The organism is Plantactinospora sp. CNZ320, assembly GCF_002846275.1.
Window position 1 is genome coordinate 5472569 of record NZ_PJMP01000001.1, and the last position, 12577, is coordinate 5485145.

General features: G+C 72.5%; 13 protein-coding genes. 9 read left to right on the forward strand and 4 right to left on the reverse strand.

Annotation, left to right across the window (positions count from 1 at the left end; genetic code table 11):
* Nucleotide 1: 1 nt before the first annotated feature.
* From CLT71_RS24410 to CLT71_RS24420, 3 genes are all read right to left on the reverse strand, one after another.
* Complete coding sequence (locus CLT71_RS24410) at nt 2–3484, reverse strand: ATP-binding protein (protein WP_101369158.1); 3483 nt, start codon at nt 3482–3484, stop codon at nt 2–4.
* Nucleotides 3485–3574: 90 nt separating this feature from the next.
* The gene (locus CLT71_RS24415; protein WP_101369159.1) at nt 3575–3937 is read right to left on the reverse strand and encodes a hypothetical protein; all 363 of its coding nucleotides are present in this window, start codon (nt 3935–3937) and stop codon (nt 3575–3577) included.
* Nucleotides 3938–3952: 15 nt separating this feature from the next.
* Complete coding sequence (locus CLT71_RS24420; protein WP_101369160.1) at nt 3953–4264, reverse strand: hypothetical protein; 312 nt, start codon at nt 4262–4264, stop codon at nt 3953–3955.
* 444 nt (nt 4265–4708) lie between these two features.
* On the opposite strand from CLT71_RS24420, the gene folP reads away from it, so the two are divergent.
* The 7 genes from folP to CLT71_RS24455 all read left to right on the forward strand — a co-directional run bounded on the left by folP (nt 4709) and on the right by CLT71_RS24455 (nt 9672).
* A complete protein-coding gene (gene folP, locus CLT71_RS24425; protein WP_101371742.1) occupies nt 4709–5581 on the forward strand; it encodes a dihydropteroate synthase in 873 nt (290 codons plus the stop codon).
* Nucleotides 5582–5600: 19 nt separating this feature from the next.
* Nucleotides 5601–6017 carry a dihydroneopterin aldolase gene (gene folB, locus CLT71_RS24430; RefSeq protein WP_101369161.1) on the forward strand — a complete coding sequence of 139 codons (417 nt, stop codon included), beginning with the start codon at nt 5601–5603 and terminating at the stop codon, nt 6015–6017.
* Nucleotide 6018: 1 nt separating this feature from the next.
* Nucleotides 6019–6543, forward strand: a complete 525-nt coding sequence (gene folK, locus CLT71_RS24435) for a 2-amino-4-hydroxy-6-hydroxymethyldihydropteridine diphosphokinase (protein ID WP_101369162.1) — start codon at nt 6019–6021, stop codon at nt 6541–6543.
* A gap of 128 nt (nt 6544–6671) precedes the next feature.
* Nucleotides 6672–7151, forward strand: a complete 480-nt coding sequence (locus CLT71_RS24440; protein ID WP_101369163.1) for a DUF3180 domain-containing protein — start codon at nt 6672–6674, stop codon at nt 7149–7151.
* Between the two features lie 184 nt (nt 7152–7335).
* Complete coding sequence (locus CLT71_RS24445; protein ID WP_101369164.1) at nt 7336–8670, forward strand: ABC transporter permease; 1335 nt, start codon at nt 7336–7338, stop codon at nt 8668–8670.
* 133 nt (nt 8671–8803) lie between these two features.
* Nucleotides 8804–9112 carry a hypothetical protein gene (locus tag CLT71_RS24450; protein ID WP_101369165.1) on the forward strand — a complete coding sequence of 103 codons (309 nt, stop codon included), beginning with the start codon at nt 8804–8806 and terminating at the stop codon, nt 9110–9112.
* Nucleotides 9113–9180: 68 nt separating this feature from the next.
* On the forward strand, nt 9181–9672 hold the full coding sequence (locus CLT71_RS24455; RefSeq protein WP_101369166.1) for a hypothetical protein: 492 nt from the start codon (nt 9181–9183) through the stop codon (nt 9670–9672).
* A 221-nt stretch (nt 9673–9893) separates the two neighbouring features.
* Here CLT71_RS24455 and CLT71_RS24460 read toward each other — a convergent pair whose 3' ends face one another.
* Nucleotides 9894–10925 (reverse strand): ABC transporter ATP-binding protein, encoded by a 1032-nt coding sequence (locus tag CLT71_RS24460; RefSeq protein ID WP_101369167.1) that lies wholly within the window; start codon nt 10923–10925, stop codon nt 9894–9896.
* A 2-nt stretch (nt 10926–10927) separates the two neighbouring features.
* On the opposite strand from CLT71_RS24460, the gene CLT71_RS24465 reads away from it, so the two are divergent.
* Both CLT71_RS24465 and CLT71_RS24470 read left to right on the forward strand, forming a co-directional pair.
* On the forward strand, nt 10928–11620 hold the full coding sequence (locus CLT71_RS24465; protein WP_101369168.1) for an ABC transporter permease: 693 nt from the start codon (nt 10928–10930) through the stop codon (nt 11618–11620).
* A 34-nt stretch (nt 11621–11654) separates the two neighbouring features.
* A complete protein-coding gene (locus tag CLT71_RS24470; protein WP_101369169.1) occupies nt 11655–12389 on the forward strand; it encodes an ABC transporter permease in 735 nt (244 codons plus the stop codon).
* Nucleotides 12390–12577: the final 188 nt, after the last annotated feature.

A 12577-nucleotide genomic window follows, 5' to 3' on the forward strand; every position in this document is an offset into this window, starting at 1 on the left:
GTCAAGCCTCCAGGTCCGCGATGGGGGAGGGCAGGTTGGCCGGGGCGGCCTTCGCCGTGACCGGGGTGGTGTCCAGGTGGTCGAGCAGGCCGGGCACGTACGAGACGTCGACGCGTACCTTCTGGACCCGGCCGTCGACGTCACGCATCACGAACTCCCGGAAGCCGAGCCGGTCCGCCGAGCCGGCGTCCACATTCGACAGCGAGGCCAGCGTCGCCTCGTAGCCGTCGTTCACCGGCACCCGGAGCAGCCGCAGCGCCTCGGAGGCGATGTCGACGTCCTCGGCGATCCGGCCGACGAAGACCGTGGACACCAGGTTCTGCACGTCGAGGCCGAGGATGTCCTTCGGGTTCTGCGAGGAGACCAGCGCGGCGAGGTTCCACTTCCGGGAGTCCCGGGCCAGCCGGACCAGGAACGACCGGCCCGAGCGCCAGCCCTCCATGAAGTGCGCCTCGTCCAGGCCGACCAGCTTCCGCGACGACATCGCGCCGCCGTAGCAGCGGCGTACCGCCAGCCGGTGCGCGGTGTGCAGCATCGGCAGCGCCAGCGCCTCCTCGGCCGACCAGTACTCCCGCTCGATCTTCAGGTCCGGCAGCCGCAGCCCGGCCATGGTGATCACGGTCAGCGTGGCGTCGGCGCCGAGCAGCCCCTCCGGCGGGCGGCCGAAGAAGAGCAGCGCCAACGGCATCTCGGCGGTGTCCAGCAGCAGGTTGGCCAGCTCCCGGCCCTCGTCCTCCAGCCCGGCCAGGCAGGCCACCACGTCGTCCAGTGTGGAGGTCTCCTCGGCCGGTACCTGCCGGACCGCGTGCCGGAACAGCGTCGCCGTGGACGCCTCCCGGGCCACCTGCGGCGGCACCAGCATCATGCAGATGTCCTGCACCAGCATCCGGCGCTCGGCCCGGGCGTTGGAGACCGCGATCTGGAACTCCCGGTCACCGGCGGAGCCGGCCGGGAACTCGGTGCGCAGCGGGGTCGGGATCAGCGCGTACGGCGCCAGGGTGCCGTGCTCGGAGCCGGTCAGGTTCAGCACGCGTGAATACGGTCGCAGCTCCGGCATCGCGCAGAGCCGGGCCAGCGGGCCGGACGGGTCGAGCAGGGTCACCTGCACCCCGCGCCGGGCGGCCAGATAGCCGAGCGCGCCGAGCAGGGTCGACTTGCCGCCGCCCGGCTCGGCGACGAAGACGGCGAGACCGGAGCGCTCGCGTACCTCCATCGGGAAGTGCAGGTCGAGGAAGACGGGGCGTCGGCAGGTGCCGGCGGTACGCCCGATCAGGTCGCCGCGCCGGTCACCGACCGTGGAGGCGGCCTGCGGCAGCGCGGCGGCGAGCAGGTTCACCGGCATCCGGCGCAGGTAGCCGGTGTTGGCGATCGGTTCGCCGGGAATGAACTCCCGGGCCAGCCAGTCCTGGTTCTTCGGGTGCTGGAGCGAGATCCGCAGCTCCCGCGAGTAGAGCTGGATCAGCCGTCGGGCCCGCTCCAGGCACTCCTCCCTGGTCCGCCCGCCGACCGCGATCCGGTGCCAGCCGTGCGCCCGGGCCGACTCCACCGGCAGCCCGGTGGTCATCTCGTCACCGATCACCAGCGCCCGCTTGGCCAGCCGCTCCAGCTCCGGCGGGGCGTCGATGCCGTGCTCGGCATAGTCGAGCTGCTGGGAGCGGATCATCCGCAGCCGGTGCTCCAGATTGCGGAACGAGTCGCCGGGGCCGAGGATGTCGACCCGGGTGGAGAGCTCCATCGGCCAGGGCAGCCGCTCGTGGAAGTGCAGCCACGGCTCGTGCCGCTCCGGGATCTCCAGCGGCTCCATCCGGCCCACCGCGAGTACGGCGACGTGCCGCTCCTCCCCGGTCATCCGGTTGACCAGTTTCACCGTCGACCCGTACGGGGTGCGGTAGCGCTCCACCTGCTCGGTCAGGGCGAGCAGGTCACCGCGTTCCCACCTGTCGTTGGTGACCGGCGAGAGCTGGCCGGGCGGGGCCATGCAGAGCGCCACGGAGCGGTACATCAACCACTCCAGCTCGTCGGAGCTGACCTGCCGGCCGCGCATCCCGAACGCGCCGAGCACCTCGTCGAACTGCTCGACCGTCCGGCCCAGCTTGCGGCGCTCCCCGTCGGCGGTTCCCCGGCCGAAGGCCCGGAGGATCCGCTCGGCCAGCGAGTTGCCGAGCGACCGGCGGGCGAAGGTGACGCCGAGATAGGTCTGCCCCTCGGCGTGGTTGACCGAGAGCAGGTGTCGCTGGGCGGCGACCAGGTGGTCCGACCAGCTCGGTGCGCCGGAGACGGTGGCGAGCGGGTGCGGGGTGTGCTGGTCGATCGTCCGGGCCCACTCGTCGGCCGGGAACGGCCGGGTGGTGCGGCGCAGGTGCAGCCGGAAGCCGGCCAGGCCGGCGTACTGCTCGGAGATGGCCGCCAGCAGCGCCTCCCGTTCGGCGTCCGGCCGGAACGCCCAGCGCACCTCCGGCAGCCAGTACCAGGCGGTGACGGTGTTCGGGGTGAAGGTCAGGTGACCGGCGATCTCGGTGATGGCCAGCTCGACGGCGGGATCCCGGTCGCCGAAGCGGAGCTTGGGTGCGCGTACCTTCTGCGGTTTGATCAGCGGCTGCGGACGGGTCGGCTTCGGCGTGCTCCGCCGCTGCTTCGGGGCGACCTGTGCGGTGTCCCGCTCCGTTCGCCGGCCGGCTCGGCGGTCCGGCTCGGCGGGTCGGCGGGCCGGCTGCTCGACGGGCTCGCGGACGATCGGCAGCGCACCGGAGTGGTCGCCACCGCGCTGCTGCGGTGCCGGGCTCGGCCGCCCGGAGTACCCGTGCTCCGCCGCGCCGGGCAGGGCGGCGCTGCCCGGTACGGCCAGGGGAGCCGGTGCGTCGGCCGGCCATCCGGGATCGGCGGCGGGGCCGGCTTCGAGACTGGCCGGTCCGACCGGGCGGGCGGCGGCTCCGGGGTCGGTGACGGTCTGCTCGGGTACCTGTGGTGCGGGCTGGACGGCCGGCGGAGCGTACCGGGCGGTGGGCTGCCCGGCTGCGATCTCCCGCTGGCCGGTACCGCCGGCCGGGAGTTCGTCCGGCTCCCAGGCCGGCAGGCCGACGGCCGCGTCCTGTTCCTCGCCCCAGCGCCCTCGCGGCTGCGGTGCGGGCGCGCGGGGCGCGGGGCGGGGTGCCGGCGCGGCGGTCGGGGCCGGCGGCGAGGGTTGGACCGGGCCGGCACCGAAGAGGTCGAGAAAGGGGGAGTCGATGTCCGGGTGCTCGACCGGGGCCGGTGGCCGGGCCGGTGCCGGGGCGACGGGTCGGGCCTGACGGTTCCGGGCCGGTGGCTGCGGCGCCTGGAAGACCGCGACCGCGCCGTGCCCGGTGTTGCTGAGCAGCGCGGCGTCGTACTCGCTCTCCTCGACCAGCTCGGACGGGTTGTAGCCAGAAGACTGCGTACCGTTACCAGCACTGTCGGCCGGGTGACCTGCCGGGTGTGACGAGCCCGGCCGGGAGGGGCGGGTCATGCCGCCGCCTCGCCCGGCCCGGTGGCTTCCACCGTGTTGTGGCAGAGGAATCTGGTTCGCTCGGTCACGCCGTCACCTCGCTGCGGTCGGTCATGTCAACTGCTCCCGGATCCGGATACGGGTCGCGACCAGGCGGGGGTCGCGCTGCTCTGTCGCCGGTTCGCGGGTGCGCCGCCAGTCGGTAAGTGCCGTCCGGATGACCATCCGGGCGGGACGGTCGGGGTCGACGTACCGGAAGACGAATGAGGTGGTGACGATCGCGAGCGCGATCTCCCAGGCGGGGATCAGCTCGACCTTGAACGTGAAGAGCCAATGAATGAACATGAAGAGCGGCACCAGCAACATGAACAGCCCGTACTGCGTGTAAGGCAGGTGGATGGGCAGTGTGTAGCCGGGCGGCCCCAGGTAGACCAGGCGGGCCCGATAGATGTCGTCGTCGGTGCGCAGCCGCATCTCGTGCTCCGCGGTCTATTCGAAGATCAGGTTGATCAGGTTCTCGCCGACGAAGAACAGCGTCGCCGCCCCGGCGATGAAGGCCAGGCCGAGCAGCGCGATCGCCGAGCTGGTCAGCACCTTCGAGACCTCGCCCTTGCTGGCCCGACCGATGAAGATCACGCCGAGTACGGCGAGCAGGATGGGCGCGATGTTGGTGGCGAAGAAGCCGACGATCCCGTCGGTGTCGATATTGCCCTCGGGCTCGGCCGCCGTCACGAGCGCGAGGGTGTGGAGCGCGTCCGTGGCAGCCGGCCATGCCGTCTCCACCAGCTCCATGGCGAACATCGGAATCCTCCCCGGTGCGGCGACGCCTCGCCTCCGCACTGCTGTCAAGCCCGGTCAACCGGGTCGGTCGTGGGGTGTTGATCGACCCTGCGTCTCGCAATCACCGCGAAGAGTGATGGTTTGTGGGCATCTTTGTCCTGATTCGGCCCATCTCTTAAGTTCTGGCATCTGGCTGATGCGAGCGTACGGCGCGTGCCTGTTTGGAACAAGCGGCGCGGAGTGCGACCGATCGCTCCTCCCGGCCGGTTTTCACGTGCCTCGCCGAGGCCGGGCCGCTGGGGAGACCACACCGGTCCCCGGGGCGGGGCGGTTCGTGCCGGAGGCGGCAGTACCACCGGCGGGACCGGGGGCGACCGGGGCCGGAGCCGGGCAGGTGGGTAGCGTCGAGTCGTGACCGAGCCAGTCCAGGGAGCCGCCGCCACCGACGGCGGAGGGCGGGCCGGGGTGGACCCGCTCCGCTCGCCCCGGCCGGTGGTGATCGGCGTACTCAACGTCACCCCCGACTCCTTCTCCGACGGCGGGCGGTACGCCGACCTCGACGCCGCCGTACGGCACGGGGTCCAGATGCACTCCGAGGGCGCCCAGCTCGTCGACGTCGGCGGCGAGTCCACCCGCCCCGGCGCCGACCGGGTCGACGCGGAGACCGAGGCCGCCCGGATACTGCCGGTCATCCGGGAACTCGCCGCCCGGGGAGTGCCGATGAGCGTGGACACCTACCGGGCCGGTGTCGCCGCCGCCGCACTGGAGGCCGGGGCGACGGTGGTCAACGACGTCTCCGGCGGACTCGCCGACCCGGACATGGCCAAGGTGGTCGCCGAGGCGGGCTGCCCGTGGATCCTGATGCACTGGCGGGCGCACGCCAAGCGGATGCAGGAACTCGCCCACTACACAGACGTGGTCACCGACGTCCGCGCCGAGCTGGCGCAACGGGTCTCCGACGCCCTCGCCGCCGGTGTCGCCGCCGACCGGATCGTGCTCGACCCCGGCCTCGGCTTCGCCAAGCGGCCGGCCGACAACTGGCAGCTCACCGCCCGGCTGCCCGAGCTGCTGACGCTCGGCTACCCACTGCTCTTCGGGGCCAGCCGCAAGTCGTACCTCGGTGCGCTGCTGGCCGGCCCGGACGGCATGCCACGGCCGACCGACGGGCGTACCGCCGCCACCGTCGCCACAAGCGTGCTCGCGGTCGCGGCCGGCGCCTGGGGGGTACGGGTGCACGACGTACGGGAGACCGTGGACGCGCTCGCCGTCTGGGCCGCCAGCGGCCGTCCCCGGCTGACGACCGAAGGTGGCCGGATGACCGGAGAGGCGGCCGGATGATGACCGGGGAGGTGGCCGGATGACCGGACCGACAGCGGACGCCTCGGGCCGGCCGGCCGCCGGACCGACCGGGCCGGGCACCGACCGGATCGTGCTGACCGGGCTGCGGGCGCGCGGCCGGCACGGCGTCTACGACTTCGAACGGGCCCAGGGGCAGGACTTCGTCGTCGACGTCACGCTGGAACTCGACCTGACCATGGCGGCCCGCTCCGACGACGTGGCCGACACCGTGCACTACGGCGAACTCGCCGGCCGGCTGGTCGCGATCGTGACCGGAGAGCCGGTCAACCTGATCGAGACGCTCGCCGAGCGGCTCGCCGCCGCCTGTCTGGCGGATCCACGGGTACTTGTCGCCTCGGTCACCGTGCACAAGCCGCAGGCGCCGATCCCGCACGACTTCGCCGACGTGGCGGTCACCGTGACCCGGCGGAGGTGAGATGACCCGGGCCGTGCTCTCGATCGGCAGCAACCTCGGTGACCGGCTCGGGCACCTGCGCACGGCGGTCGACGGGCTGCGGGACGTACTCCTGGTGGCCTCCGGGGTCTACGAGACGCCGCCGTGGGGCGAGCCGGACCAGCCGGCGTACCTGAACGCCGTGCTGCTGGTCGCCGACGAGGCTGCCGGGCCGCGCGACTGGCTCGACCGGGCCAGGGCCGCCGAGGCGGCGGCCGGTCGGGTACGCGACCCGGAGCGCCGGTTCGGACCGCGCACCCTCGACGTGGACGTGATCGCGGTCTGGTCGGCCGACGGCGAGCCGGTGCACAGCGCCGATCCGGAGTTGATCCTGCCGCACCCCCGCGCCCACCTGCGGGCGTTCGTACTCCGGCCGTGGATCGACGTCGAGCCCTACGGGCGGCTGCCCGGACACGGCTGGCTCACCGACCTGATGTCGACCGAGCCGGTCGCCACCGACGTGCTGGACATGCGCCCTCGTCCGGATCTGCGGATAGAGTCGGATTGACGGCGACCGGGGGCCCGGACCGGACGGGTCCGCCGCCCGCCGGGACGTGGTGCCGACGAGCGGAGTGAGGAAGAGTTGTGACCGAGCGCAGACCCCCGACGCGCGGCCCGGCCCCCGAGCGCGGGCGGATGGGTCCGACCAGACCCGCCACCCTGGTGGTGGCCGGACTCGCCTCGGCGGCGCTGGCCTGGTTGCTGGTCAGCAGCTTCTACAGCCACATTCCGCCGCTGCCCTGGCTGCCCATCGTCACCCTGCTCGGGCTCGCCGCCCTGGAGGGGTACGCCGCGGCGAACACCAAGGCCCGGATCGAGCGCAGACCCGGCCGGGATCCGGTCGACCCGCTGGCGGTGGCCCGTTTCGTCGTACTGGCCAAGGCGTCGGCGCTGGTCGGGGCGATCTTCGCCGGTTTCTACGCCGGGTTGGACGTCTGGCTGCTCATCGAGCGGACCCGGGCAGCCGCGAACGACGTACCGGCGGCGAGTGCGGGACTGGGCGCGTCGCTCGCCCTGGTGGGTGCGGCGCTGTGGTTGGAACGCTCCTGTCGGGTGCCTGATCGTGATGATCAAAATTCGGAGAGTGACGAGCTGGGGCGGCGCGACGAGCGCTGAACAGGCCGCCCGACGAATCGACGCGCACCGGGGGTGACGGCCGGGCATCCACGCGGGTACGGTGCCTCCGACCGGGCCAGATCCGCCCACTTCGCTGGATCTTGCCCACGTCCGACCGCTCCGCCCCCGGACGCCACCCCGGATCGGGGCCTGTTCGGCGGGACGAAATCAGGAGGCGCGCGCGATGGCGTACGACGATTCGATCTATCGGCGACGGGACTCCGGGATGGATCCGGTGGGTACCGGTGCCCGGGAGGATCCCCGGTACGGTGGGGACCTCGGGTACGACGTCGATCCCCGTACGTCGTCCAGCCAGGTCACCGGGCGGTTCATGGGTGGCGAACCCGCCTTGGCGACCGATCCGGAGCCGGCCGAGTCGACCCGGCGGCGCAACGTCCCGCCGGCCGCGCTGGAGAACGTCTTCGACGATCCCGCACACGGCGAGCCCGGCCGGGACCGGATCGTGGTGCACCTGCTCTGGGAGCTGGTGCTGCTGGTCGTGGTGGCGGTGCTGCTCTTCCTCTGCAACCGGGACTATCCCGACCTGCTCCGTGGCGCGCAGCGGGAGAGCCTGCTGGTCTTCGGCACCGCGATCGGGCTGCTCGCCCTCGGCGCCGGGCTGACCCTGCGTACCGCCGCGCCGAACCTCGCGCTGGGGCCGGTCGCCGTCGCCGCCGCGCTGCACTTCGCGGAGAACTCCGACCGGGGCGTCGTGTCGGCGATGCTGCCGGCGCTGGTCGCCGCGGTGGCGGTCGGCCTGGTGATCGCCGTACTGGTGGTGGGCTTCCACGTGCCCGGCTGGGCGGCCAGCCTCGCCGTCGGGCTCGCGGTGGTGGTGTTCATCGAGCAGCGCGGCGCCCCGGTCGACGTGCAGGGCGAGTACGACCCGAACCAGCACGCGCTCTACCTCTTCGCCGGCTTCGCCGCCGTCGCCGTGCTGGCCGGCCTCCTCGGCACCGTCAAGACGGTACGCCGGGCGGTCGGCCGGTTCCGTCCGGTGGGCGACCCGGCGCTGCGCCGGGGCGGTCCCGCCGCGGCCATCGTCACGCTCGGCCTGGTGGTCTCGACGGTCTTCGCGGTCGGCGCCGGGATGCTGCTCGCGGCCGGTGGCACCGGGCCGGTGCCACCGACCACCGGGATCGAGTGGACGGGGCTGGCCTTCGGCGCCGCGCTGCTCGGTGGCGCCAGCGCCTTCGGCCGGCGGGGTGGGATCGCCGGCGGGCTGCTCGCGACCGTCGCACTCGCCCTTTTCATCAGGTACGCCGACGAGCGCAACCTGGACATCGCGCCGACCGCCCTCGCCGCCGTACTGGTCGCCGTCGGCCTGCTGGTGACCCGGCTGGTCGAGGCGAACGGCCGCCCCCGGTCGTACGTCGAACGGGACTGGGTGGAGGAGCCGGCGACGACGACGAGTTGGGACACCGCCCAGAACCAGCCACCGGAGCCGTGGACCTCCTCGCTGCCCGCCCAGCCGACCGACCGCTGGGGCGGCGACCGCTGGGACGGCCCGGACCGCTGACCCCGCCCGCTCCTGCCCGGCAGGGCTGACCCGGGCGGGGCTGAGCTGACCCGGGCAGAAGCGGCGGGGCAGGGCTCGGCGGGCGGGACGGTCGGTGCGGCTTGCGGCGGTTCGGGCCGATAGGCTCGGCGTCATGACGGAATCCGGTTCCGAGTCCCGTACCAGGCCGACCTTCGCCGAGTTGGACGCGCTGTCCACGGAGGAGTTGCGCGAGCGGGCCTTCGCGCTGGCCCGGGAACGGCGGGACATCGGCTTCTTCTGGTCGGTGATCCGGCACCTGCCGAACGCGGACGAGGCGGCGGCGCTGGACGGCTCGCCCAACTCGGCCGGCCCGACCGTGGACGAGGCGGTCGCGCTCTGGCGGGAGTTCACCGGCCACGGCTACGAGGAGACCGCTCCGCTGCTCCGGGCCGCGTTCATCGACTATCTACAGAAGCACTGACACCCGCCAGGGCAGCACCGAGAGCCACAGAAGTTTCGCGATCAGATTCGCCTGGGAATTAGCTGTGCATGGCTCTCACCAACAGATACAAGTCGGCTACGGGTGCGGGTACGCTCGCCGCACTCGTACTGGTCCTGGTCTTCGGCAGCCCCTGGTATGCCGACTGGGCTCAGGACAACACTGACGAGAACACGGCGGGTGGCTGGTTCCTCCGGCTGCTCGCCTGGCCGGCGTGGCGGTTCGACTCGGACGACACGATCCAGAACGTCATCGCCGCCGACCTAAAGGCGATCCTGGTGGTGGTACTCACCTGGGTCTTCCTCTACATGCTGCCCGGCTCGCAACTGGCCAGGGCCCGGGGCACCCTCAGCCAGTTCCTGGCCGGTTGGTCGGCGTACATCTTCGCCGGTGCCTTCGCCGCGCTCTTCGCCACGCTGATCGGCAGCAACCCGTCGCTGCTCGGCGCGTTCCAGGCCGCCGGCCGGGGTGCCGCGTACGGCTTCTTCGTCGGCTGGATCATCGGCCTGGCCACCCTGGGCGGCTGGCGGGGCCGACGCTGAGCCCCGCCGGCCGGGCCGAGCCCGCGCGGGTCGTCGACCTCGGCCCGCGCGTGCCGCCCGTTCGACGGCGCCCGGAGTGCCCGATCGCCCTCCCTCCCGCGACCGGCACTCCGGGCACCACCGTGCTGTCCGTGCGCCCTGCCGTCCGGGCAGTACGCCGTCCGGGCGCCGTGCCGGCCGTGGCGCTCTCGTCGGCGGTGCCGAGTCGGGCCGTGCCGTGGTCAGTCGCCGACCGGGTCCGCCGGGTAGTCGATGCTGAGGATCTGGTGCCGGCTCACCGTCCCGATCGGCTCGCCGCCCTCGCCGGTGACCCGGGCGTCGTCCGAGTTCGTCCGCAGCAGCAACGCCAGCGCGTCGTAGAGCGACGACCCGAGCGGTACGGTCGGCAGCCCGGCGGTGGCGGTGGCGTCGGACGGCAGCGGACGCAGCAGGTCCCGGGTGACCGGGGTGACCGCGAGCCGCCGGATCGCCCGGTCGGTCCCGACGAACTCCCGGACGAAGGCCGAGGCGGGCTCGCCGAGCAGGGACGCCGGATTCGCGTACTGTTCCAGCCTGCCGCCCTGGGAGAGCACCACGATCCGGTCGCCCAGTCGGACCGCCTCGTCGAGATCGTGGGTGACCAGCACGATCGTCTTGCGTACCTCCGCCTGGAGCCGCAGGAACTCCTCCTGGAGCCGGGCTCGCGCGATCGGGTCGACGGCCGAGAACGGCTCGTCCATCAGCAGCACCACCGGGTCGGCGGCAAGCGCCCGGGCCACCCCGACCCGCTGCCGCTGCCCGCCGGAGAGTTCGTGCGGGTAGCGCGGCCCGAAGGTGGTCGGATCGAGCCCGACCAACTCCAGCAACTCATCGGTACGGGCGGCGATCCGGGCCCGGGGCCAGCCCAAAAGCCGGGGTACGGTGCCGACGTTCGTGGCGATGGTCTGGTGCGGGAAGAGCCCGACGTTCTGGATCACGTACCCGATCCGACGCCTGAGCTGGACCGGGTCGGCCCGGGTGACATCCTCGTCGCCGAGCAGGATCCGCCCGGAGGTCGGCTCGATCAGCCGGTTGATCATGCGGAGCACGGTGGACTTGCCGCAGCCGGACGGCCCGATCAGCACCACCAACTCGCCGGCCTTGACCTCCAGGCTCAGTTCGTCGACCGCCACCGTGCCGTCGGGATACTGCTTGCGTACCTGGTCGAGGGTTATCGCGGCGGCACCCGTGGTGCCGGCGGGCCCGGTGGAACGGGCCTCCGGGGTAACGTCCACGTATGTCCTTCCGGGTGATCGACCGGGCGGACCCGGGTAATCCGTGGTTCTCCTGGGACTATGTGCAGGGCAATTCGGAGACCATTCTGGCCGCCCTCCGGGAGCACGCCACCCTCACCGCCCAGGCCGTGCTGATCGCCGCACTGGTCGCGATCCCGCTCGCCGTGCTGGCGTACTGGTTCCGGCCGCTCACCGGGCCGATTCTCGCACTCTCCGGCGTGCTGTACACGATCCCGTCGCTGGCGCTCTTCGCCTTCGTCGCGCCGTACCTCGGCACCGGGACCAGTACGGTGCTGCTCGGACTGGTCCTCTACGCCCTGCTGCTGATCGTCCGGAACGCGCTCGCCGGGCTCAACCAGGTGCCGGACGAGGTCCGGGACGCGGCCCAGGGCATGGGGTACGGCCGGTTCGCCCGGCTGCTCCGGATCGACCTGCCGCTGGCACTGCCGGGCATCTTCACCGGCCTGCGCCTGGCTACCGTCTCCACGGTCGCGCTGGTCACCGTCGGAGTACTTGTCGGGCACGGCGGGCTCGGGCAGCTCATCCTGGGCGGATTCCGGAACAACTTCTTCCGGGCCGAGATCATGACCGGGACCCTGCTCTGCGTACTCCTGGCCCTGATCCTGGATCTGGTCCTCGCCGGCCTCGGCCGGCTGCTGACGCCGTGGGCCCGACGTCGCGGAGCCACCGGGTGAGCGCGATCCCGCAGTCGCGAGCCGGAGGTGAGAAATGAATCCGATCGAGCAGGCGGTGGTCTGGCTCAATGACCCGCTGAACTGGACCAATCCCGGCGGCGTCCTCGACCGGCTGGTCGAGCATCTCGGCATCTCGGCAGCCGCCGTGGCGCTCGGGTGCCTGGTCGCCTGGCCGCTCGGGCTCTGGCTCGGGCACACGGGCCGGGGCGGCGGAGCCGTGGTGCTGGTCTCCAACGTCACGCTGGCCATCCCGACCATCGCGCTGCTCACCATCCTGCCGCTGACCGCGCTCGGCTTCGGCAAGCCGCCGGTGATCATCGCGTTGGCCGTCTTCGCGGTGCCGCCGCTGCTGGCGAACGCCTACACCGGTATCCGGCAGGTCGATCCCGAGGTGCGCGACGCCGCGCGCGGGATGGGGCTGTCCGGCGGGCAGTTGCTGCGCGGGGTGGAGTTGCCGCTCGCGGTGCCCTATCTCGCGGCCGGGTTCCGTACCGCCGCCGTGCAGGTGGTGGCGACCGCAGCGCTCGCCTCGTTCGTCAACGGTGGCGGGCTGGGGCAGATCATCAGCGCCGGGTTCGGGCTGGGCATCTCGGTAGGCGGCGGTCAGATCCTGGCCGGCGGGCTGCTCGTCGCCCTGCTCGCGCTGCTTGTCGAACTGGTCTTCGCACTGCTGGAACGGGTGGTGACCCCACGACCGCTGCGCCGGAACCGGCGCCGGACCATCCGGCGGGCCGACCAGCGGGCGGCGGCGGCGATCACCGGCTCCTGACCCGTTGGTTGGTGTGGGTCTGATCACGTGGGGCGATGCCCGATCAGCCCGAAAATGTCGGCCCCGGCATGGGTGATTCTCGCGAAGAGTAGCCACTCCTGCGCGCATCGTGCCCGTTTGCGTGACGATCCGATGACGAAGCCGGCATCGGATTGTCGTACCGGACGGGAGGATGTTTCGTGAGTACT